The following is a 22,850-nucleotide window of genomic DNA, read 5'->3' on the forward strand; positions in this document are numbered from 1 at the left end:
TACTATGCCCCGCTCCGGGGGAAATCAAGGGCTTTTTCGTCATGCCGATCCGAGAAACTCCTTGATTCTGGCTACTTCATCCATGAGATGGGCAAATCCCTGGAACGTCAGCGACTGCGGTCCGTCTGACAGGGCTTTTTCCGGTTCCGGGTGTACCTCGACGAGGACGCCGTGGGCACCGGCAATCAGTGCTGCCTTGGCCATGGGCGAAACCAGGCTCCGTTTGCCGGTGGCGTGGGACGGGTCCACCATGATCGGGAGATGGGACAGCTCCTTGGCAAGCGGCACAATGGCAAGGTCAAGCGTGTTGCGGGTGGCGGTCTCGAAGGTCCGTATGCCGCGTTCGCAGAGGATGACCTGATGGTTTCCTTCGGCCAGGATGTACTCCGCGGCAGCGAGAAACTCTTCCAGGGTGGCACTCATGCCGCGCTTGAGGAGAACCGGTTTTTTTGCGCGGCCCACTTCCCGCAGCAAGTCGAAATTCTGCATGTTGCGGGCGCCGACCTGGAGGAGGTCGGCGTGTTCGGCCACCAGACCGACGTTGTCGGGGCTCATTACCTCGGTAACGATGGGGAGTCCGGTTTCTTTGCCGGCCATGGTCAGGAGCTTGAGTCCTTCTTCCCGAAGTCCCTGGAAGGTGTGGGGACCGGTGCGTGGTTTGAACGCGCCGCCCCGCAGGAGGTCTGCCCCGGCTTTTTTCACCGCACGGGCGGTTTTGAGGATCTGCTCTTCGCTTTCCACCGCGCAGGGGCCTGCAGCCACCACAGGTCGACGGCCTTCGCCGATTTCCACCCCTCCCACCCGGACAATGGTCGGCCGCGGATGGAAATCCCGTGAGACCAACTTGTAGGGTTTGGACACATGGATGACTTCCTGGACACCGGGGAGGTCGCGTATGGTGGAGTCGTCCACGTACCCCTTGTTTCCCAGCACGCCAATGGCGGTTCGCTCGCTCCCGGGTATGGGGGCAGCGGTGAGTCCCAGGGCTGCCACTGCCCTGGTGACTGCCTCGATCTGCCTGGTTCCTGCCTTGTGGTGCATGACGATGAGCATGACCCCTCCAGATTACTTAGTCTTGTCATACCTTACCAGTCAAAGGTCTGCGGGTCAACAGGCGGGCAGGGAAACGGTCTTGCAAAACCGAGCCATTAGGGTACAATGGGGCACCACAGCGATTTACCGGGGAGAATGCCTTGTGCACCTTAAAGACGACCAGATAATCCGCCTTGCCGAAAAAGTTCTCGATGACCTGCTGGCAGCCAAGCTGGTCACGGTGAAAAAGGAGCGGGGGAAGCTCGTGCAGGCCATCAGGGACGCACTTGTTGCGGATCAGAAGACCGAAGAGACGTTGGAGCGGGATGCCGAGCGTCTTCTGGAGCAGAGTCTCGCCGCCATGGGGGACGGGGCCGGTATTGACCGCCACAAGATGCTCAGGATGATCAAGGAAAAGCTGGCCAAGGAGCGTAAGATCGTCCTCTGACCGTTCGTTTGTCAATCCACTCTTGGCAGGATACTCAATGCATATCTCTGAAGACCGTATTTCCCATCTGGCCCACCGGGTCATGGAGAAGCTCTGGCGCGACGATCTTGCCGATTTTAGCGACGAGCCCCGCGCCCTCAACCGGGTTAAGGACTCGATAACCGCTTTTTTTGCGGTTTCCGAGGAGATTGACGAGGCGGTGCGCAAGAAACTCGCCTCCTACTCCCAGGCCAAGGTGCCGGGAAGCCGGGAATGGGAGATCCTGTACCGGAAATTTTATCAGGAAGAGGCTGCAAAACGGAAATGGTGATCCCGGGTACGCGCGTCAGTCTGAGAAAGTCAGCGTTTTTGCTCTTCGCCGTGGCCTCCCTGCTCCTCGTTGGCGGCTGTGCCAGTGAAAACAGGGTGCTGGTTGCCAGATCCTTTACCGTTCCGGCTACCCAGGAAGTGCTGCCCATTCTCCCCTTTGTCGGCACCCTGGTTCCCGAGACATTTTCCACGGCAGTCTTCGATAACTGTGTCGACATCCTCAACGACAACCACGCCCAAACCTCTATCAAGTGGTTTTCGATCATCAAGGACGATCTGCAGGAGGTGACCAAGGCCCTTCCTCCGGATCATCTGTATGTTTCCGGCGAACTCTGGAGCTATATCGAGAGCTCCGGCTGCTGTTCCACCGAACTCCAGGTCAAGGCCAGGGTCAGAGTGCTGAAGGCCGGGACACAGGAACAGCTGTACGAGGCTGAAATCCCCATGAGCAGTTTCTTCGAACACGATCGCTCCACCCTTACAACGGAGCGGAGCCGTCTGGCGATGCGCCTTTCCAGTGAGATGGCGGCCCAGATTCTCAACGTACTGAAGAGCAGAGCGCCAGCACCCTTTCCGTAATCCCCCCTGCCGTTTTCTAAATTTTTTTGCTTACGCCCTTGATTTTTGTCCAAGCCCTGTTTATATTGTGACCGTGATTAGCACTCAACAGTTGTGAGTGCTAATTTTTTTCCAAATACAACTCGAATTTACACGAAGAAAGGAGAAGTACCGCATGAAACTCAGACCTTTGCAGGACCGCATCATCGTAAAGAGGCTCGAAGAAGAGAGCAAGACTGCCGGGGGTATCTTCATCCCGGAGACCGCCAAGGAAAAACCTCAGCGCGGTGAAATCATTGAAGTTGGCAATGGCAAGAAGACCGAAGACGGTAAGGTGTTGCCTCTGGACGTGAAAAAGGGCGACAAGGTGCTGTTCGGCAAGTATGCCGGTACCGAGATTAAGCTGGAAGGCGAAGAGTACCTGATGATGCGTGAGGATGACATCCTGGCAGTCATCGAGTAATTCAAGCAATCTGATAGGGTCGCAGGCCGGCCCAGCAAGGGCTGACAGACGTTTGTCCCTAAAAGATAAATATATCTCATAAATAATGAACGGAGGAGTCACATGGGAGCAAAAGTCATCAAATTCGATCAGGAAGGTCGCAACGCCATTCTCAAGGGCGTGAACACCCTCGCTGACGCGGTTAAGGTTACCCTCGGCCCGAAAGGCCGCAACGTAGTTATCGAGAAGTCCTTCGGCTCGCCCCTCATTACCAAGGATGGCGTTACTGTGGCCAAGGAGATCGAACTGGAAGACAAGTTCGAGAACATGGGCGCCCAGCTGGTGAAAGAGGTTGCTTCCAAGACCTCCGACGTGGCCGGTGACGGTACCACTACTGCCACGGTCCTTGCCCAGGCCATCTACCGTCAGGGCTCCAAGCTGGTGGCTGCCGGCCACAACCCGATGGAGATCAAGCGCGGCATCGATAAGGCGGTGGAGACCATCGTCGGCGAGCTCGTCAAGATTTCCAAGCCGATCAAGGACCACAAGGAGATCGCCCAGGTTGGCACCATCTCCGCCAACAACGACAAGACCATCGGCGACATCATTGCCCAGGCAATGGAGAAGGTCGGCAAGGAAGGGGTCATCACCGTCGAGGAAGCCAAGGCAATGGAAACCTCGCTGGAAACCGTGGAAGGGATGCAGTTCGACCGCGGCTACCTCTCTCCCTACTTCGTTACCGATCCGGAGCGGATGGAAGTCAATATCGAGAATGCCAACATCCTGATCCACGACAAGAAGATCTCCAGCATGAAAGACCTCCTGCCGGTCCTGGAGCAGACTGCCAAGTCCGGCCGGCCGCTCTTGATCATTGCCGAGGATATCGAGGGCGAGGCCCTGGCCACCCTGGTGGTCAACAAGCTGCGCGGTGTGCTCAACATCTGTGCCGTCAAGGCACCGGGCTTCGGCGACCGTCGCAAGGCCATGCTGGAAGATATCGCCATCCTCACCGGCGGTACGGTGATCTCCGAAGAGCTCGGCTTCAAGCTTGAGCAGACCACCTTTGACCAGCTCGGCACCGCCAAGCGGATCACCATCGACAAGGACAACACCACCATCATCGACGGCGCCGGCAAGGAAGCCGACATCGCCGGTCGCGTCAAGCAGATCCGTGCCCAGATCGAGGAGACCTCCAGCGATTACGATCGCGAGAAGCTCCAGGAGCGTCTCGCCAAGCTCGTTGGCGGCGTTGCCGTGATCAAGGTCGGTGCCGCCACCGAGACCGAGATGAAGGAGAAGAAGGCCCGCGTCGAAGACGCCCTCCACGCCACCCGCGCTGCGGTTGACGAAGGGATCGTCCCCGGCGGCGGCGTTGCCTACATCCGTGCACTGGGCGTCCTTGACGCCCTGTCACTCGCCACCGAGCAGCAGTTCGGCGTCAACGTCATCAAGCGTTCCCTGGAGGAGCCGATCCGTCAGATCGCCCAGAACGCCGGCGTGGACGGCTCCATCGTCGTGGACAAGGTACGGAACGGCAAGGATGCCTTTGGGTACAACGCGGCCGATGACGAGTACACCGACATGCTGCAGGCCGGGATCATCGACCCGACCAAGGTTTCCCGTTGCGCTCTGCAAAATGCTGCTTCCGTGGCCGGCCTCATGCTGACCACTGAGGCGCTGATCGCCGAGAAGCCGCGGGAAGAAGGCGCAATGCCGGCAATGCCGGGCGGCATGGGCGGTATGGGTGGTATGGGCGGCATGATGTAAGAACTGTCCACACAGTGGACAAAGCAAAAGGTAGTAGTTTTATCAGTAGGTGAGTTTTCGACCACAAGACGTAGTGTTCGCAGCCCTCATTCGACTTCGGTCGGGTGAGGGCTGTTTTTGTTATGGGTGAATTGATGCTGATAATATTGAGGAGTTTTGTTGACACTTGACCAAGAAATGGCAATCAGGAAGCTCAGTTTACTGTGGCTAAACAAACTGCTACTTGTCGACGGTGGGGGGCATCCCAAGCTGCCGGTACCCCTCGTTCACGCCAGACGCGGGTTTCCGGACGAACACTATTTAATATACTTTTAAAAGCATTATCTATACTATTGAGGACAGTGAATAATGCTCCGATATTATTCACAGCTCTTTAAGACTAATTATTTCTAACAACCCACCCCTGACAGTTGCACATATGGACTTTGATTTGTTCCAACCAATCTATCTAATTATTAAGTAACACTACCTCATAGTCATCCCACTAAAGCTGCAATACTGACATCCAACCTAAACCAGTAGATTGCGAACCGAGAAACATTCACGACCCATCGCCAAAACAGAAGCCACCGAAATCCCAACAGCTTTTTTTCAGAAAAGGAAATCTTGTGAATAAAACATTGCAGGAATTGGCCGATTATCTGGACGGCCACATCATAGGTGATCCTACGGTTATCATCAGAGGCCTCGGTACCCTGGATGATGCCGGTGAAGGACAGATATCCTTCCTCGCCAACAGGAAATACGCCCTGAAGGTACAGACAACACGTGCAACAGCTGTCATCATCCCCCCTGACACGGACCCTTTTGACCACAATGCGCTTATCGTGGCCAATCCATACCTTGCCTTTGCCAAACTACTTACCTTATTTTCCGCTAAGCCAAGAAAAGCCCGGGGGATTATGGCTGGTGCTCATGTCGATGAAAGCGCCGTCATCGGCAAGGAAGCGTCCGTCTACCCTGGCACCTATATTGCCGAGGGGGTTCACATTGGAGACCGGGTAACGCTACATCCGAATGTCACTCTGTACGAAGGGGTCGTTGTAGGTGATGACGTTACGCTGCACGCAGGGGTGTCTGTACGGGAAGGGTGCCTGATCGGCAACAGAGTCACCATCCATAACGGCACGGTCATCGGGAGCGACGGCTTCGGGTACGCACCGGATGGCACTTCATGGTTCAAAATTCCGCAGATCGGTAATGTTATCATAGAAGATGATGTGGAAATCGGCGCTAATGCCGCCGTTGACAGGGCGGCCCTCGATACGACCCGCATCGGGTACGGCACGAAAATAGACAATCTCGTCCAGGTAGCTCACAACTGCACCATTGGCAATGAGTGCATTATTGCAGCACAAGCCGGTATTGCCGGCAGCGCCAAGCTCGGACAGCATGTAAGCCTCGGTGGACAGGTCGCCATTGTCGGCCACGTTACGATTGGTGATAACGCCATGATTTCCGGCCAGTCGGGAGTGTTCGGCAGCGTGGCGCCACGTGAGATACTGAGCGGCACACCGGCCATTCCTCACCAGACAAGACTCAAAGCAGCCGCAGTCTTTCCCCATCTGCCGGAAATGCGTAAAAATCTTGCGAAGATAGGTAACCGATTGGCCAAGGTGGAGGAACAACTGGAGCCACGTCAAACAACGCCCCTGGCAGTTTAGCCGGCTGCTGAAAACCGTTACGGGAAAGTCAGCGAATGTTCGGCGTACCCGGTATACATCAGATATTCCCCGTGAACACCAGGATGAGAAAGAGAAAGTAAAACGCACCGCCCACGAGCAGCGTAGAGGGGGTCAGCCGCTTTTTAACCCGGATCTGGCCATAGGCCAGCCCCACCGAGGCAAAGGTCAGCGCAGCGGTCACGAAGGCGGCGTGGGAAAGCTTCCACTCGGTCATCATGATGCCGATGGCCGTGATAATCGACCCCTGAAACACCATCGCCCCGGTTATGTTCCCGATGGCCAGGGTATCCTTCCCTTTGTTGATCCAGATAACACTGTTGAACTTCTCGGGCAGCTCCGTGGCGATCGGAGCGATGATCATGGCGAGAATGAACGGCGATATACCGAACTGCAGCGACAGGACCTGCACCTTCTCCACAAAGATGTACGCCCCCCAGACAATCAGCAGCAGCGAACAGACCACCTGGGCAAGAATGATGGAAAAATGCGGGTCGTGGGACCTGGGCGCAAAGTAGCACGGATCGAGGTCCGCCTCCTCTACCGGCTCGTGACCGTTCCCCTTCAGGGTCTTCAGCACGTAAGCCATGTAGGAGAGGACCAGCATCACGGCAATGACCAGCTTGAACACGGGATGGGTCAAAAACGTGGCGATCATGGCGGCTGCGTAGGTAATGAGGAAATATTCCATATCCCGACGCATGACCACGGTATCCACCCGCATGAAGGGGTAATCGTCCCGCTTCTTCCGGTTGACCATGACGGCAACGCCACTGATGAAGAGTGCCAGGGTGCCGAGCATGAATGGGGCGCCAATGATGGCGCCGACCCCGATATGGTGTCCGGCGTCCGCTGAGCCGAACAGGATGGCGATGATCGGCACCAGGGTCTCGGGCAGAGCGGTGCCGACGGCGGCAAAGATGCTGCCCACGGCCCCATCGGAAAGGTTCATTTTCTTCCCGAACCATTCGAGACCATTGGTAAAGACAGTGGCGCCGAGCAGGATGATGGCGAGCGCCACCAGCAGCATAAGGGCATTGAACATGGGTGATCTCCTTCCAAAGCAAAATTAGATATATCATTTGCCCTGAAACCGCAAACGATATCATACCCCGTGACCGGTTCCTTCTGGCCGAAAGCACGCCGGTCGGCTATGGGCGACTAATCCCTTGACAAGGCACGGGACTAAAACATATAGCTGATGGGGTAACGCCGTCTACTAACCTTCATGCACGCCCTGTCGGGCCCAATGGCTACCCATGTACTGGGAACACTTCGGTTTCAGCGAACCGCCGTTCGCCCTCACGCCCAATCCGCACTTTCTCTTCCTCAGCTCCAGGCACCAGGAGGCGTTCGCCCACTTGCTCTACGCCATCGACGCGCGGGCCGGATTCATCGAACTCTCTGGTGAGGTCGGCACCGGTAAGACGACCATCATCCGGACCCTCCTCAACCAACTTGATCCGGAAACACACCGCTCGGCCCTCATCTTCAACCCCACCCTGTCGCCCATCGGCCTGCTCCAGGCGATCAACCGCGAACTCCGTCTGCCCTCTACCGGCAGCGAAATCAGCGAACTTCTGGAGACGTTGAACGCCTTTCTGCTGGAGGAGAACCGGGCCGGCCGGGCTGTCGTGCTCGTCATCGACGAGGCCCAGAACCTCTCTATCGAGGTCCTTGAACAGATCCGCCTCATCTCCAACCTGGAAACCGAGCGGGCCAAGCTGATCCAGGTCGTCCTGGTCGGACAGCCCGAATTGAAAACCCTGCTGGCAAAGAATGAGCTGCGCCAGCTGGATCAACGGATCACCGTCCATTATCACCTGGAGCCGATGGGCTTAGCCGATACCCGCACCTACATCCGGCACCGGATCTCCGTGGCCGCCGGCGGCCGCGAGCCGCTCTCCTTTTCGAACAGTGCCGTAAAACGGATCTACCGGTTTTCCGGAGGCATTCCCCGCCTGATCAACGGTGTCTGCGACCGGGCGCTGCTCCTGGCCTATACGAAGGAGGCCCGAACGATTACCCCGGCCATGGCGTCGCTGGCCATAGCCGACATGCGCAAGGGGGACGGCCCACCGTCGTTAGGACCCCGCTTCACGATCAGGGCTACCCTGATCGCCCTGGCGGTTGCGGCCGTCGGGGCAGTCGCCTTTTCCCGGTACAACAACCAACCGCCGGCCAGGACGACAGTGAAGCAGAGCATTACCCCCCTCACCAGGGAAAGCACCCTGGAAGGACTTGCCGCCGCCCCTGAACAGGAGAACCGCCTGGCAGCAGCAAACGCCATCCTCAAGGCATGGCAGATGCCGGCAGCGACGGTGGGGGCCGGGGCAATGGAGATCCGCTCCATTGCCCGGCAACGAGGTCTCACGGCAACCGAGGTAACCGGCACGCTGGACTCCCTGGCCCGGCTCGATACGCCGGCTCTTCTCCGGATACCGCTTCCCGGCGGTGGTAGCCGGCTTCTGGCTCTGGTCAGTATCGACCGGAACGGTGCCACCATTGCCCCTGCCGTCAACGGCCGTTCCTCCCTCACCAGGCCGGAACTGGCAGCCGTCTGGACTGGCAATGCCACGCTGTTGTGGAAAAACTTCCACGATATCTCCCCACGGTTGAAGACGGGAAGCAGGGGAAAAGGGGTCAAGCAGCTGCAGGAGTTGCTGAAAGGTGCCGGGCATTACGATGGCACGGTAAGCGGCGTCTTTGATCCGATGACGGACGGGGCGATTCGTACCTTCCAGCGGGCAGAGGGGCTCGCAGCCGATGGCAAGCCTGGCGAGCAAACCCTGCTCCTCCTTTACCGGCGGGCAGGCGGCTTTTTCCCGCCCGGATTTTCACAATACACCGGGCAGCAGCAGCCGAACACGGAGCTCAACGGGGGATCGACCACAATCTTGCAAACGGAGCAGAACCGATGAGCCTGATACTCGATGCCTTGAGAAAGATGGAAGAGGAACGCGCGGCCCGCCGCGGAGGCTCGGTGGATATCCGCCCCGCGGTGTTGAGCAGGCATGGCGACGAGCCACCGAAAAGCGGCAAGCTGATCACACCTGTTGTGGCAGGGGCGCTTCTGCTCCTGGCCGGCATAGGCGCCGGCATGCTCCTGAAGGGGACCGGGCCGGCAGCGCCACCAACGCATCCGGTCGAGAACAGTGCTGCCGGGACTGAGGACAGGCCGGCATCGCCACTGCCACCGGCAGTTCCACAGACACGCCCAATGCCGGTCGAACCGGTCCGGACCCTGCCAACAGCAACCGTTTCTCCCGTGCCAGCGACAGCGCCACCGCGCAAGACAATGGCCGAAGACCCGCCAGTCACGGCATTCGAGCCGGCTGACCCGGCAATCAACATCTCCGGCATCGCCTGGCAGGAGGAACGAGCCCTGCGGCGGGCAGTGGTCAATGGCGCCCTCGTCGGCGAGGGTGCTGAGGTTGCCGGTGCCCGCATTATCGAAATCAGGGAACGCAGCGTAAAGTTCTCTCGGGGGGGACGGACCTTCGAGGTTTCCTACGCGTCAGCCTTTCCTTCCCGCTGACGCACACCATTAGAATTAAATTTTTGCACATGCTCTCCGATAAAATGATAGATGTGCGGTAAATATGGGCCGAGGAACCGTTCTCACAGTAGATTCACGCCAAGGCAGCTTCCGGCAGTATCCATCTGTCGTCTCCGGCATGAGTGCGGCAATATCATAGGCAGTGTAATGCTCTCGTCTGCCCAGGACTTTGGGAAAACAGCATCATGAAAGACCGCTATTTCCGGCCAATAACCGTCGAATGCATCGACCCCGCCTACTTTCCCGAAGTTGCCCTGTTCGTCAAGAACAACGGAAACTATATCCTCTACAAGAACCATGACCGTAAATTCACCGAACTGGACCGTGCCCGGCTGCAGAGGACCAATAGCGATTTTCTCTACGTCCGGGCCGGTGACATGGATCTCATCACCGAGTACCTGGAGGACAACCTGCACTCGTTGCTGGCGCGCAACGATATAAGCAACAACACCAAAGGGATTATCCTGTACCAGACCGCCGCGAACTACGTTACCGATGTGCTGGACAGTCCGGAAAAAGTGGCCAATCTGGCCCGCTGCCGCAGCCTGATCCGTCATCTGATGAAATACGTCGCCAACTCGGAGGATAGCCTCAAGGCCTTTCAGGCCATCATCGCCAACAACTACTACATATTCGTCCATAGCGTCCAGGTCGCCGCCCTGACCATGCTGGCCCACGACAAGCTGTTCGACCTGAACACCGACGAAATGATCGATGTCGGTATGGGCGCTCTCCTCCACGATTTCGGCATGATCTTCATTTCCAGCGATATCCTGGAAAAACCCGATGCCCTCTCCGATATCGAATATCACAAGGTGAAGCAGCATACCCAGAAGGGGTACGATTTCCTGAAAGGGATCGGCGTCTTCAATGACGTCTCCCTGACCATCGTCCGGCATCATCACGAAAAGTACGATGGCAATGGCTATCCGACCGGCCTCAAGGGGGACAACATCCCCCGCAGCGCCCAGCTGGCCGCCCTGTGCGACACTTATTGCGCAATGACGACCGAGCGCCCCTACCGCAAGGGGCTATCCCATGCCGACGCCATAAGGGTCATGCGGGATAAATCCTCCGGGGCATTCAACGTTGAGCTGTTCAAGCGATTCGAAGCGATACTGAGCGGACGGACTAAAGCGGAGGCAACGTCGTAACGACGCCGGTCGGCGGGAGCAGTTCCCTGGCTGCGGCACAGAACGCCTTGGCCGCGGGAGACAGGTCGCGCCCCCTACGATGGGCGAGATACAGCATCCGTTCGATGGCAACTCCGCTGATCTCGACCACGGAGAGTTCCCCCCGTTCCAGTTCGCTCAGGACGGACAGGTCCGAGAGGAACGAAGCGCCGATACCGAGCATTACCGCCTGCTTGACAGCCTCACTGCTCCCCATCCAGGCTCGCACCCGCATTCTGCCGGGGTCAAACCCCACCTCATGCAGTGCCACCTGAACGGCCCTGCCGGTTCCGGACCCCTCTTCCCTGAGCACCAGCGGCTCTGTCTGCAAATCGTCCAGAGTCAGACGGTCAACACCGTACCACGGGTGCTGCCGACCGACCACGAGACGGATCGAATCCTTTGTCAGCGGTTCGAAGGTCAGGGCATCGTTGTCCGTCAGGCTGCCGACCACCGCAACCTCCACCTCTTCCCTGACCAGGAGTTGCGCGACCTCGCGGCTGTCTCCCTGCCTGGTTCTGACTACCAGGGTTGGCGCACTGACCATGAGCTGTCTGATAATCCGTGGCAGGAGGTAGGTGCACGGGATGGTACTCCCGCCAACGGCCAGCTCGGCCTCATGGCCGCCCACGAACCTGGCCATTGCCGATTCGGTCTTTTTCATGACCGCCAGGAGTTTCCGACCGTGCTGCAGGAGCAGCTTTCCCGCCTCGGTGGGGACGGCCCCCTTGCCGGTCCTGTCCAGCAGCCTGACGCCACAGGACTCTTCCAGGGCAGCAATGTGCTGACTGGCTGTCGACTGACTGATACATGCCGCATCGGCGCCTTTGGAGAAGCTCCTGGATTCGGCAACGGCAACGAACACCTCCAGCTGCTTAAAGTTCATATCGGCTCCTGTCGCTCTGGACAACTCTTCTTTTCGGAATGAATACTTGACCTGAATGAATCAGCCAAGGATAATGCGGGCGCTATTCCGCACTGGACCGCTCGCCGTAATTGCCGCTCCGGGTCCCGCAACCATTCCGAACTCTGGCGGCAATTGAAATCACTCTCCCTGCTGTGACACAAAAGTAGCCACCCGAAAGCGCGTCAGGAAGAACATGCAAACCGCCGACTCAAAGCACAGCCGGGAACAACTTGCAATCATCTACCAGGATGACGTCATGGTCGCCGTCAACAAACCGTCCGGGCTGCTGCTCCATGCCGCGGAACTCACCCCCACCCCGTTACCGGTGCCCCTGTAGAACTCATCGCACCGCTTGGCCGCGACCTCATGGAACTGCTGACACAGCTCGGCTGGCTGGCTTGCCTGCCTGAGCATTGGCACGATTCTCCCCAACCCTGCCGACCCTCATTTCAAGAGCTTCACTAACGCTTTTTTCCCCACCGTCTCCTCGATGACCTGAAGCCCCCGCTGGAGTGTCTCTGCCAGTTCCGTGGACCGATGGGCATCGCTTCCCAGGTTGGTGTAGATCCCCTTGTCAAGAAGCGTGAGCGCCCGGCGCTGCACCTCGCCACCAAATTTCCCGGCAAAACTCCCAATATCGGCCTGAAACCGGCACCCCATCTCCGTGATGCGCTCTAACAGAGAGACGTTCGGTTGGATCGAAACTGGCCGGGCGCCCCTCCCCGGAAGCAGATCGCTCAGGGTCTGGCGCAGATTCAGGCCTGCAGCTGGCTTTACCCCGTCGTTGGTAAAAAACACCTGACAACGCTCGGGATGGGCAATAAGCGGCGTAAATCCGGTATCCTTCACCTGCCGGAGCGACCGTTCCAGGGCCGGTGGGATTGCCTGCAGCGGTGCCTCGATCAGCAGCAGGGAGGAGTTGCCGAGCGGCAGGGGCGTTTTCAGATTGTACAGGAGGAATTCGTCCAGGTAATACTCCATCCCCGGCAGGAGTTGCACAGGAATACCCGCAGCATCCACGGAGCGTTGCAGGGCCGCCACCTGGACGGCAACCTGGGCCGGCGTGGCCTCAAAGGCACCAACCAGCCGGTGCGGAGTGCAGTGTACCGTCTGAAATCCGGCGGCGGCGAGGATTGCAGCCATCCGAAGGGATTCCTGGACGTCGCGGGCACCGTCGTCCAGAGCTGGCAGGATATGGGAATGATAATCGGTAAACCCCAAGAGAACCTTTCCGCGGACAGCGCACAACTGCCGGTTGAATCTGGCGTCGTGCGCTGGCATTGCTTTATTTTTACCGGATAATGTGCTAAATAGCAATCTCCCGCGCTGGCACGTAGCCAGAGAGCGCGGCAGGACAACCCATGTTAACAGCCATCCTCATCGCCGACCAGCAACGCCTTCATGCCCTTGTTGCCGCCTCTCTGGGAGGCAGCGGTGTGCAACTGACCATTATCAGCAGCCTGGCCAGCGGCATTGAGCAGGCTGTCGCAACGCCTCCCGACCTCCTCTTCGTCCAGGGCCGTCTTTCCGGCCTCTCAGCCGAGATTGTCTCTCGCCACGTGGCGACCCACGTGGACCAAGCCCGCACTAAGCTCATCATCTTCGTCGAGCCCGGAGAAGAGCCGGCTCTCGCAAGGCCTCAGCTTCATCTCGATCTCGCCCTTCCGGATTCGGCGCTGGAAAGTATGATTTCCGCCTTGGTGAAGTCCGCACAGCCAGCAGCTGCTACCGGCGGCGATGAATTCATTCCCGACCCTGCTCTTGCCGGACAGAGGCCCAGCCACGATGCCACAGCACCGGCAACTGCCAGCCAGGAATCCGCTGGCATGTCGCCTCTTCCATCCACAGAAAGCACCGTTGCCACAAGGTTTGAAGAGGAATTGGATACGGAGTTGGCACGACGCGAGGAAGATCTGCGCCCGGTCAAGGTTCAAGTGCACGCAGAACCGGAACTACAGCGTTCCGGCCAGCCCCGCGTCGGTCAGGCTGAAGCAAACGAACTCGCATCAAAGTCGCGCCGCCGGGCAGTGGTGATCGTAGCGGTCGTTTTACTGCTGGCAGCCACCATTGCCGTTGTTCAACAGATGCCTGCATCCAAAACAAGCGCACCGGGCAAGCCGCCGGCAACGATACCGTCCGCAGTTCCCACCCGGTCAAAGCCGGCACCCGCGAGCACCAAGACCGTCCCGTTGCCACCCACCACCTCCCCCCCTCCGGCGCCGGCAGCAAAGGCCAAGCCAATTGAAGCTCTTCGCGACCCGCTCCCCTCCTTTGTCCCGGGTGACCGGCGCGACGTGGCTTATGCGGCGGCCAATCCGGGCTGGGAACGGTACCAGGACGCAGGGCACGAGTACAAGGTCTTCTGGGAGAACGGCAAACTGAAGGCCGTGCAAGTGATCGACCGGAGCGGCTCAGGCCTGTCTCCAACGTTCTTTACGACGGCGATGAAGGAACTGGCCGGAGTTCGGGATTATCAGCTGGTCAGCAGAGAGGTGAAGGACAATTACCTGGTCAAGAAAGGCACCATGGGTAAGACCGGCAGCATCATCATTTACAAGAACAAGGCCGACTCGGTTCTCCAGGCCTTTGTCATCCACTTCGATCAGGGTCAGGACAGCCGCAGATGATGCCAACGCAATCACTACACATGGCCATAATTCTGGCTGCCGCGCTCAGTCTATCCGTAGCGAGCGGACAGGCGGCAGATTCCCGCTTCGAGATCGACCTGAAAGAGCTTCCCAAGGCCACAGCGTCCCATCCCGCCAGGAGCGGGCATCTGCCATCGCAGGCGGCAAAAAAAACCTCCCCTAAAACTTCCGTACGGCATGTCGCCACTGACGGCAACGTCCGTTACACGGTCAAGTCCGGGGACCATATCTTCAAGGTCCTGATGCGGAATTTCGGCCTTTCCAACCAGCAGGCCGAGCGGCTTATCCCCGAGATCGCCCGCGTGAACGGCATTGACGATATCCGCCGACTTCGGGTAGGCCAGGAACTGCTAATACCCCTTACCCAGTCAAAGCGAACCGTAAAGCACGACACACGGTCAGGTACCGAACCCGAGCCGGCGCCACTGCCGGCACAGACAGCAGAACCCTCGGCAGAGGGGCCGGCAACACCGCCGGAGACCGCGCCATCGCCGCAACAACAGCCAGGTACAGCATTGCCGGCAGTGCCGCCCGCTGTATCGCCTGCGCCCGAACAGGCCATCGCGCCAGCACAGCAGACTGCTCCGCACCCTGACCGTCCGGCCCAATCGATACGGGTCGCAGTCCATCCGGTACCAGCCAAAGATATGAACGGTATTGTCGACATCCTGCTCGATCTCCTGGCCCCGGGGTGGGGACGAAACCGGATCGTGGAAACCGGAAGGGAGAGCACTGACGGCTCGTATATAAGCATCAAGGTGGGCCGTTACTTCGAGCAGTCGGGGCATCGCTACATTGTCAACAGCGAGAGTGACCCCCTCACCCTGACAATGCTCCGCCTGCTTGAAGTGAATGGTGATCGGGTGATCAACATAGGTCGCGAGGAGGGAGTTACCGCCGTCACCTCACGTCTGGTGGCAAAAATGGAGCTCCCCCGACGTGAAGGGAGTTTCAGGGTCAAATGCCTGGATCTGCCCGGCGGGGACTTTCAACTGCAAGGGGTCTGGGTTTCTCCGGCCGCCCCCTATGGCCAGCAGTTGCTCATCACCGGGGATCAGGTGCCGAAGTGCACCGCAGAACTACTGAGCGGTGGGGAACTGCCACTGGCGGGGAAATAATGTTGTGCCGGAAGCGGCTTGAAGGGTTTGCCGAGAGATCTTGGCGACTGTAAAGCCTGACGTTACTGAGGTTCCTCGGCCTGCTTCAGGAGGCATTCGGCCTTGTAGAGTGCCGCGTCGGGCGCGAGCGGCGATGACGAGTAACGGTCAAGGAACGTGGCAAAGGTCTGTTGGGCCTGGCCGTATTGACTGGCACGGTATTCGGCAATAGCCTTTTCATAAAGCTTCTGCTCCGCCGTCGAGGCCTGGGTAACCGGCGGCGCGGTCACGTCGGCAGCACGCGAAGCAGCCGGCAAGGGAGCAACCTTGTGGGGGGCGGCGGTGACGGGCAGAGGGGCCGTTATCGCAGTTTTTCGTGGTTTCTTCCGTTTGGCAGCCGGCGCCTGCCTGGTACTGGCTGTTGTCTCATCGCTCCTGCTCAGACCCGACTCGGTGGCGACCGGTACTTTCAGCTCTTTCCCTGCGTAAATCAGGTTGGGATTCATTATTTCATTGAAGAGCAGGATCTGCGGGAAGTAGGAACCTTTGCCGGCATACTTGCGGGAAAGAGCGGAGAGGGTATCGCCCCGCTTGATGGTAATGCTCCGTACCAGCACACCATCACCCGGTTCAGCCAAAGCCGCCGGCTTATCCACCGGCTTCGGCTCGTACAGGTAGAATTCACCGGCTCCCCGGGCCGCTGGCACCAAAGCCAGCACCAGCAGCGCAGCCCCCGTCATCCGCAGAAAAGTTCCCATACGCCCCCTAGCACACCTAATACACATTCCCCAGTCGATCCTGGTATTTCAGCACATTCTTCAACTGCAGGTTCGTCCCAACCGCAGTACCGCTCTTGACGCGATAGGTGACCTTGATGCTCCGCTTTTCTCCGGCACCGAGCTCTTCGAACTTCCAGATGAAGGTGCCATCGCTCCCCTTGCTGAAACCTGGGTCAGAGGCGACCAGTTCGATCTGTTCCGGCATGAGGCTCTGGATTTCAACGATCTTGGCCAGGCTGGAACCGCTGTTGCCGCAATCCAGCTCAAAGGTTGAAACCTGGCCCGGCTTCATTTTACCACCCTTGCCAGCCATGGCAAGATTGACCACGGGCCGCGAATAGATCATGCTGACCGCAACAGACGCCCCTTTTGCCTTGTCGCTTTCAGGCTCGAAGGCGAGGGTAAGCGGTACGGTTACGCCATCCTTTTCCGTTGCTGATGAAGATATTTCCAGCACCACGTTGGCCACCTCTTTCGGCGCCAATGGCCCGACATGATTGATGATCGGCTCGTTTGCCTGACGCACGCCGTCCCGGTTCAGGTCCAGGTAGAAGGCATAGACAAGTCCCTGCGGCACCACCGGCTTGAGGGAGAAGTCATCCCTGATGTTGCCCGTATTGGTGACCGTGAGCGGAACGGTCGCGGTCTGGCCCGGGATCACCACCACCTTGTCCGTATGGGCCGCTACGGCCACGCCGCTGACCGGCTGAACAACCGCTGCTGCCGAAAGGAAGGCATCCGTGCGCTTCAGGGAGAGGTTGTCGGTCACGGCACGGACAAACAGCTCCTGCCGGGCCAGCGCCTCATCCTTCAACCTGAATGCGATTGAGAACTCTTTACTCTCACCCGACGCAAGCTGGAGCCCTTCAACGGCTACCGCCCCCTTGCCTTCTTCGCGGAAGCCGCTGGCAGAGAGGTCAACCGGTTCGTACTGGGGCGGATAGGTGAGCCGCATGGTCAACTGCCGGGCAGCGGCAGAGCCGATGTTGAGGAGGGTCACCTTGTACGGTACCCGCTCACCCGGCAGGACCTGGACCTTGTCGGTCTTGATAACTGCCCTGAGAAGCGGTGACGAGGCGATCAGGCTGATACCGCGGGACTGGGAAACGACCGGATCGAACTCGGATGCGGCCTTTACCGGGAAGATGACCTTCTCGCCGTCAATATAACGGGACGGGATGGTGAAGAGCGCCACCCCTTTGAATTTCTCCCCGGCATTCAGTGGCGGGGTCCTGGTCAGCAGTTTGTCCGGTGCGCCAGCGGCAACGAACCGGAGCCCGTACTCGGCCGGAAACGACGACTCCAGCATGAAGCTGTCGCGGGAGTTGCCCCGGTTAGTGATCTCGAATGGAATGCTAAGCTGTTTCCCAACCTCATAGGAAGGGGCATCCGGAGAGACTGCGAAGTCCAGATCGCTGTACTGGCCCACTTCGAGGCTGAGCACCTTGGCGTTTTCACCGACAGAGGCAACGGCGGCCCCGGATACGATGCCAGGCTTGGCAGCGCCTGCGGGATAGGCGATACCAAGCTCCCGCAGCTTGGCAGTGGCAAGCGCGGCCGCCTTGCTGCCGGGATACCGGTCGACCAGGGACTTGTATTCGGCAATTGCCCGGTCGCGCAGGGCTGTGCGCTTGGCAACATCGTCCTTCCGTGGTACAGCCTGCTTCTTGGTGGTAACGGTTTTGGGCGCCGCAGTCGGTGCCTGCTTGACCGGTGCCGCTGGTACCGGCTGCTCGGCAACGGCACTAACCGTGGGTGCTGTCCGGGCCGCGGCCTTTCCCGTGGTAACAGCCTTCTCGGCAGCCAACCGCTCCTGTTCCGCTTTCTCTTTAGCCGCCTTCTCCCTGGCAGCTTTATCCGCTGCTGCCAGACGTTCCTGTTCCGCCTTCTCTTTGGTCGCTTTTTCGGCAACCAGACGCTGCTGTTCCTCTTTTTCCCGAGCCAGCCGCTCAGCGTCGGCCTTGGCCTTGGCCGCCTTTTCGGTCGCGAGCCGCTCGGCCTCGGCCTTTTCCCTGGCAACCTTCCCGGCGGCAGCAAGGCGCTCGGCTTCCGCTTTCACGTTGGTCTGCTTTTCCGCAGCCTGCTGCCCTTTTCCCTCTTGCTCCCGAGCGATGCGGAGTGCATCTCTGCGGGCCTCTTCGGCAGCGGCCTCGTCATCGGCCTTGAACCGGGCCTCGAGTTCAGCCTGCTTGCGGGCCTTTTCCGCAGCCTTGCCCTTGCTGACCTCCAGCAGGATCGCCGCCTGGCGGGCCTGCTCGGCCACATCCTTCTCCTCGGCCAGCCGCTCTTCTTCGGTCTTTCCTTTGATGATCCGCTCGGCAGCCTGCTTGATCGCCGCAACCTCCTCGGCGGCACGCTGCTCTTCTTTCGACTTTGCCTTAGCCGCCTGCTCAGTGGCGACCTGCTCGGTCGCGGCCTTTTCACGGACTGTCTTCTCGGCAGCAAGGCGTTCGGCTTCCGCCTTTTCCTTGGCAGCCTTCTCCATGGCCAGCTTTTCAACTGCAGCTTTTTCCCTGGCCAGCTTCTCGGCAGCCTGGCTTTCCGCGTCAGCCTTGGCCTTGGCAGCCTGTTCAGCCGCGACTTTTTCACGGCTGAACTTCTCGGCAGCCAACCGCTCCGCTTCAGCCTTTTCCTTTGTAGCCTTCTCAAGGGCAAGGCGCCCGGCTTCTGCCTTCTCCCCGGCCAGTTTCTCAGCAGCCTGGCGCTGTGCCTCGGCCTTCGCCTTTGCCGCCTGCTCAGCGGCCATCCGCTCTGCCCCAGCCTTATCTTTCGCAGCCTTCTCAAGAGCCAACCGCTCGGCTTCAGCTTTAACCCGGACCGCCTTTGCAGCAGCCAGTCGATCCGCTTCAGCCTTCTCCTGCGCAGCCTTAGCCGCTCCCGGGGCTTCAGCACTCGGTTGAGCAACCTGAGCCACCGGAGCCTGACCGGACAGGGCGCGATCCAGGGCACTCTGGGCATCGGCCAGATCCTTTTCAGCAGCTGCTTTCTCGGCAGTGAGCCTGGCAGTGGCCTCTTTCCGGTAAGAACTCCGCTCACGCAGGAACATTCCGGTCAGACCCTTTTTCTCGGCAGGCTCCTGCAATTCAGCCAGAGCCTTGCTCTTTTCGGCCACGAGCTTTTCAGCGGCCTCCTTGGCTGCCCGCAACTGATCCACAGTCGTTGACGGCATAGCCGCAGTAGCGGTGACAGCTGCTGCGGCTGCTTTTCCCGCAGCAACAGGCGCTGCGACCGCCTTCTCCAGGGCGATGCGCTCTTGGCCGGCCTTCTCGGCCGTGGCCTTTTCAGCTGCCAGACGTTCCTGTTCAGCCTTTTCCCTGAACGCCTTTTCAACAGCCAAGCGCTCTGTTTCAGCCTTTTCCCTGAATGCCTTCTCGATGGCCAACCGCTCGGCTTCCGCCTTATCCCTGGCCAGTTTCTCGGCAGCCTGGCGCTCTGCCTCGGCCTTTGCCCTCGCTGCCTGCTCGGCGGCAAGCCGGTCCGCTTCGGCCTTGGCTCTCGCAGCCTGCTCGGCGGCAAGCCGGTCCGCTTCGGCCTTGGCTTTGGCAGCCTGTTCGACGGCCGCCTTTTCCCGACTGGCCTTCTCGGCAGCCAAACGCTCGGCTTCCGCCTTTTCCTTTGCCGCTTTCTCAAGCGCCAGCCGTTCGGCTTCCGCCTTGGCCCGAGCCAGTTTCTCGGCAGCCTGGCGCTCTGCCTCGGCCTTTGCCCTCGCTGCCTGGTCGGCGGCAAGCCGGTCCGCTTCAGCCTTTGCTTTGGCAGCCTGTTCGACGGCCGCCTTTTCCCGGCTGGCCTTCTCGGCAGCCAAACGCTCGACTTCCGCCTTTTCCTTTGCCGCTTTCTCCTGGGCGAGGCGCTCGGCTTCAGCCTTCTCCCGGGCAACCTTTGCCGCTGCCCCCTTGTCCTCGGCCGGCGCTTGGGCGACAAGCGGCGCCTGCACCTTGTCGACAATCGGCTCGCCCTTCTGGAACTTGCCAACGAGCGCGACCAGGTCCTCTTCGACCGTGCCCTTCAGGGGTGAATCGGGATATTCCTTGAAAAACTGCGCCATGTACTTGGCCGCGTCCTTGTTATACCCGGCCTTGAAGTTGGAGCGGGCTAGCCAGAAGATCGCCATATCCCTGAGCGGAGAGTCGGGGTACTTCTGGAGAACCTGCGACATCTTGTCGATGGCAGCTGTGTAGTCTTTTTTCTGGTAGGCGTTGAAACCGGAGATAAAAATCTGGGAATCCTGGGTGTCAATGGCAAAGGCCGGACCGGGGAGAAGGGAAAGGATCAGCAATCCCCCCAAGAGGGGCCTGACCAGGATATTCCTAAAACAATTCGCAAAAACCACAGGTTATACCTTTCGCAGGGCTCCGGTGGAGTAGATGAATAAACGCTTGGATAAATACCATCTCAGGGGGGGCTTGTCAACGGTGAATGGCGGCGGAAAGCCCCATAATTCCTAAATTTTTTCAAGCCGAGACATGCTGTTGACGGCCAGACTTAAGGATGGTCCATCAAGCGACGTCTTTGCGAGGAGAATTAACTTTTGCCAACAGGTTGAAAACGCTATACTTGCTCCATGCTTACTACCGATGTAATTGCCCATTTCCCCGCCGCCCCCGGCGTCTACCTAATGAAGGACAACACCGGAACGGTCCTCTACGTGGGAAAGGCCTGCAACCTGAGGAAGAGGGTGCGCGCCTATTTCGGCAAGGAGCAGGACGCCCGCTACCAGATACGCTTCCTGATGGGAAAGGTGACCAGCATCGACTTCATCGTCACCGATACGGAGAAAGAGGCGTTGATCCTGGAAAATTCCCTGATCAAGGAGCACCGCCCCCGCTACAACCTGGATCTGCGGGACGACAAGACCTACTTCTCGCTTCGCCTCGACCCCCGCGAGGAGTTCCCCCGCCTGACCATCATCCGCAAGGTCCCCCACGACGGCGCCCGTTACTTCGGCCCCTACTCTTCGGCGGCCGCGGCCCGGGAGGTGCTGAAACAAATCTACAAACTTTTTCCCCTGCGCCACTACCCTCTGGCCACCTGTCGCCAGCGGAAACGCCCCTGCCTTTACTACCAGCTCCGCCAGTGCTCGGCCCCCTGCCATGGCAGGATCAATGCAGACGAATACGCCGGGCTGGTGGAGGGAGCCTCATTTTTCCTGGCCGGCCAGGGGCGCGAGATCGTCAGGCTCTTCAAAGAACGGATGGCGACCGCAGCCGCTCGCCAGCTTTACGAGGAGGCGGCCCGCTATCGGGACCTGCTCCGGGCCATCGAGGTGACCGTCGAGAGACAGAAGGTGGTGACTAACGGAGGCGACAGCGATGTGCTCGGCCTGCACCGCGAAGGGGACCACCTCTACCTGAGCATCCTGTTCTTCCGCCACGGCACCCTCCTGGACCGCAGGACCTTCGACTTCACCTGGGAACTGGATAACGAGGAGGCCATCAGCTCTTTTCTCAACGAGTACTACAACCGGGACGTCGTGATACCCGACGAGATCCTCCTGCCGCTCGCCACCGACGTTAGCGAAGCCCTGGCCGACCTGCTCAGCGAGCGGCGGGGGAAAAAAGTAACCGTTCTCACCCCGCGGCGGGGGACAAAGGTGGAACTGGTGCGGATGGCAGGCAAAAACGCCGAGAGCGCTGCCCTGCAACGGCAAAAATCCCGGGAAACCGCAGCAGCCATTCTACGGGAGTTGCTGGAGCGGCTCCATCTGCGCCGCATCCCCCGGCGGATCGAGTGTTACGACATCTCCAACTTCCAGGGACAGACCGCCGTGGGAAGCCGGGTCTCCTTCCTGGACGGCCAGCCGGACAAGGACCACTACCGCCGCTACCGGATCAAGACGGTCGACCGGGCCGACGATTTCGGCATGATGCGCGAGGTGCTGTTCCGTCGTTTCCGCCAGGAGATAACAGACGATCCCTTTCCGGACCTGATTGTGGTTGACGGCGGCATCGGCCAATTGAACGTGTTGTCAGCCGTACTGGAGGATTTGGGAATTGCTGAAATCGACCTGGCCGGACTGGCCAAGAGCCGGGTGGAGCGGGACATGGTCGCGACTGAGGTAGAGCGGAGCGACGAGCGGGTATTCCTGCCCGGGCGGAAAAACCCCGTGGTGCTCCGTCAGAACGCACCGGCACTGCTGCTCCTGGCCCGCATCCGCGACGAGGCCCATCGCTTCGCCATCACCTACCACCAGAAACTGCGCGGCAAAAAGGCCCTTACCTCGGCCCTGGACGCCATTGCCGGCGTGGGGCCGGCCAGGCGGAAGGAATTGCTCAAGACCTTTGGCAGTCTGGAGGCACTGCTGCGGGCAACGGTAGAGGAGATCGCGGCGGTGAAAGGGATTGGACAGGGGCTGGCTGCGGAGATCCTTGCCGCCTTCGCGGCACGGAACGAGGAATGAGGTACGCGGAACAAGTTGTAAATCTATCCTTGTCGATTCATCCTCGAACATCG

At 59.4% G+C, this 22,850-nt stretch carries 19 protein-coding genes; 13 read left to right on the forward strand and 6 right to left on the reverse strand.

Going from position 1 to position 22,850, the window contains the following annotated elements; genetic code table 11:
- Window positions 1–39: 39 nt before the first annotated feature.
- Window positions 40–1,053, reverse strand: a complete 1,014-nt coding sequence (gene aroF, locus JN12_RS10925; RefSeq protein ID WP_145022525.1) for a 3-deoxy-7-phosphoheptulonate synthase — start codon at window positions 1,051–1,053, stop codon at window positions 40–42.
- A gap of 142 nt (window positions 1,054–1,195) precedes the next feature.
- Here aroF and JN12_RS21015 point away from each other — a divergent pair, with 142 nt between their 5' ends.
- From JN12_RS21015 to lpxD, 6 genes are all read left to right on the forward strand, one after another.
- Window positions 1,196–1,480 carry a DUF507 family protein gene (locus JN12_RS21015; RefSeq protein WP_145022528.1) on the forward strand — a complete coding sequence of 95 codons (285 nt, stop codon included), beginning with the start codon at window positions 1,196–1,198 and terminating at the stop codon, window positions 1,478–1,480.
- A 37-nt stretch (window positions 1,481–1,517) separates the two neighbouring features.
- Window positions 1,518–1,790 carry a DUF507 family protein gene (locus JN12_RS21020; protein WP_145022531.1) on the forward strand — a complete coding sequence of 91 codons (273 nt, stop codon included), beginning with the start codon at window positions 1,518–1,520 and terminating at the stop codon, window positions 1,788–1,790.
- 38 nt (window positions 1,791–1,828) lie between these two features.
- Entirely contained in the window at window positions 1,829–2,368 is a 540-nt protein-coding gene (locus JN12_RS10940) for a hypothetical protein (RefSeq protein ID WP_145022534.1), read from the forward strand.
- Window positions 2,369–2,522: 154 nt separating this feature from the next.
- The gene (gene groES, locus JN12_RS10945) at window positions 2,523–2,810 is read left to right on the forward strand and encodes a co-chaperone GroES (RefSeq protein WP_145022537.1); all 288 of its coding nucleotides are present in this window, start codon (window positions 2,523–2,525) and stop codon (window positions 2,808–2,810) included.
- 102 nt (window positions 2,811–2,912) lie between these two features.
- Window positions 2,913–4,556 (forward strand): chaperonin GroEL, encoded by a 1,644-nt coding sequence (gene groL, locus JN12_RS10950; protein WP_145022540.1) that lies wholly within the window; start codon window positions 2,913–2,915, stop codon window positions 4,554–4,556.
- A 608-nt stretch (window positions 4,557–5,164) separates the two neighbouring features.
- Window positions 5,165–6,220: a UDP-3-O-(3-hydroxymyristoyl)glucosamine N-acyltransferase gene (gene lpxD / locus JN12_RS10955; RefSeq protein ID WP_145022544.1), complete on the forward strand. Its 1,056-nt coding sequence runs from the start codon at window positions 5,165–5,167 to the stop codon at window positions 6,218–6,220.
- Window positions 6,221–6,278: 58 nt separating this feature from the next.
- Here the strand turns inward: lpxD and JN12_RS10960 are convergent, their stop codons facing one another.
- Window positions 6,279–7,283 carry a sodium:calcium antiporter gene (locus JN12_RS10960; RefSeq protein ID WP_145022547.1) on the reverse strand — a complete coding sequence of 335 codons (1,005 nt, stop codon included), beginning with the start codon at window positions 7,281–7,283 and terminating at the stop codon, window positions 6,279–6,281.
- Between the two features lie 214 nt (window positions 7,284–7,497).
- On the opposite strand from JN12_RS10960, the gene JN12_RS10965 reads away from it, so the two are divergent.
- The 3 genes from JN12_RS10965 (at window position 7,498) to JN12_RS10975 (ending at window position 10,951) form a co-directional block, all read left to right on the forward strand.
- Window positions 7,498–9,159, forward strand: a complete 1,662-nt coding sequence (locus tag JN12_RS10965; protein ID WP_145022550.1) for an AAA family ATPase — start codon at window positions 7,498–7,500, stop codon at window positions 9,157–9,159.
- Window positions 9,156–9,776, forward strand: coding sequence for a general secretion pathway protein GspB (locus JN12_RS10970; protein WP_145022553.1), 621 nt, complete (start codon window positions 9,156–9,158; stop codon window positions 9,774–9,776). The genes JN12_RS10965 and JN12_RS10970 overlap by 4 nt, the downstream gene beginning before the upstream one ends.
- A 206-nt stretch (window positions 9,777–9,982) precedes the next feature.
- Window positions 9,983–10,951 (forward strand): HD-GYP domain-containing protein, encoded by a 969-nt coding sequence (locus JN12_RS10975; RefSeq protein ID WP_145022556.1) that lies wholly within the window; start codon window positions 9,983–9,985, stop codon window positions 10,949–10,951.
- Here JN12_RS10975 and JN12_RS10980 read toward each other — a convergent pair.
- Window positions 10,929–11,855 (reverse strand): selenium metabolism-associated LysR family transcriptional regulator, encoded by a 927-nt coding sequence (locus JN12_RS10980; protein WP_145022559.1) that lies wholly within the window; start codon window positions 11,853–11,855, stop codon window positions 10,929–10,931. The genes JN12_RS10975 and JN12_RS10980 overlap by 23 nt on opposite strands.
- Window positions 11,856–12,069: 214 nt before the next feature.
- On the opposite strand from JN12_RS10980, the gene JN12_RS20480 reads away from it, so the two are divergent.
- Entirely contained in the window at window positions 12,070–12,213 is a 144-nt protein-coding gene (locus JN12_RS20480; RefSeq protein WP_170241900.1) for a hypothetical protein, read from the forward strand.
- A 107-nt stretch (window positions 12,214–12,320) separates the two neighbouring features.
- Here JN12_RS20480 and JN12_RS10985 read toward each other — a convergent pair whose 3' ends face one another.
- The gene (locus JN12_RS10985; protein ID WP_145022562.1) at window positions 12,321–13,157 is read right to left on the reverse strand and encodes a tyrosine-protein phosphatase; all 837 of its coding nucleotides are present in this window, start codon (window positions 13,155–13,157) and stop codon (window positions 12,321–12,323) included.
- A gap of 80 nt (window positions 13,158–13,237) precedes the next feature.
- Here JN12_RS10985 and JN12_RS10990 point away from each other — a divergent pair, with 80 nt between their 5' ends.
- Window positions 13,238–14,503, forward strand: a complete 1,266-nt coding sequence (locus tag JN12_RS10990) for a hypothetical protein (RefSeq protein ID WP_145022565.1) — start codon at window positions 13,238–13,240, stop codon at window positions 14,501–14,503.
- A complete protein-coding gene (locus JN12_RS10995) occupies window positions 14,500–15,642 on the forward strand; it encodes a LysM peptidoglycan-binding domain-containing protein (RefSeq protein ID WP_145022568.1) in 1,143 nt (380 codons plus the stop codon). Before JN12_RS10990 ends, JN12_RS10995 begins: the two co-directional genes overlap by 4 nt.
- A 62-nt stretch (window positions 15,643–15,704) precedes the next feature.
- Here the strand turns inward: JN12_RS10995 and JN12_RS11000 are convergent, their stop codons facing one another.
- Both JN12_RS11000 and JN12_RS11005 read right to left on the reverse strand, forming a co-directional pair.
- Window positions 15,705–16,379 (reverse strand): LysM peptidoglycan-binding domain-containing protein, encoded by a 675-nt coding sequence (locus JN12_RS11000; RefSeq protein WP_145022571.1) that lies wholly within the window; start codon window positions 16,377–16,379, stop codon window positions 15,705–15,707.
- Window positions 16,380–16,395: 16 nt separating this feature from the next.
- The gene (locus JN12_RS11005) at window positions 16,396–20,676 is read right to left on the reverse strand and encodes a tetratricopeptide repeat protein (protein WP_145022574.1); all 4,281 of its coding nucleotides are present in this window, start codon (window positions 20,674–20,676) and stop codon (window positions 16,396–16,398) included.
- Window positions 20,677–20,961: 285 nt separating this feature from the next.
- On the opposite strand from JN12_RS11005, the gene uvrC reads away from it, so the two are divergent.
- Window positions 20,962–22,797 carry an excinuclease ABC subunit UvrC gene (gene uvrC, locus JN12_RS11010; RefSeq protein WP_145022577.1) on the forward strand — a complete coding sequence of 612 codons (1,836 nt, stop codon included), beginning with the start codon at window positions 20,962–20,964 and terminating at the stop codon, window positions 22,795–22,797.
- The last annotated feature ends 53 nt before the right edge of the window (window positions 22,798–22,850 follow it).

The organism is Geobacter argillaceus (assembly GCF_007830735.1).
In the GTDB taxonomy this organism is placed as follows: Bacteria; Desulfobacterota; Desulfuromonadia; order Geobacterales; family DSM-12255; genus Geomobilibacter; species Geomobilibacter argillaceus.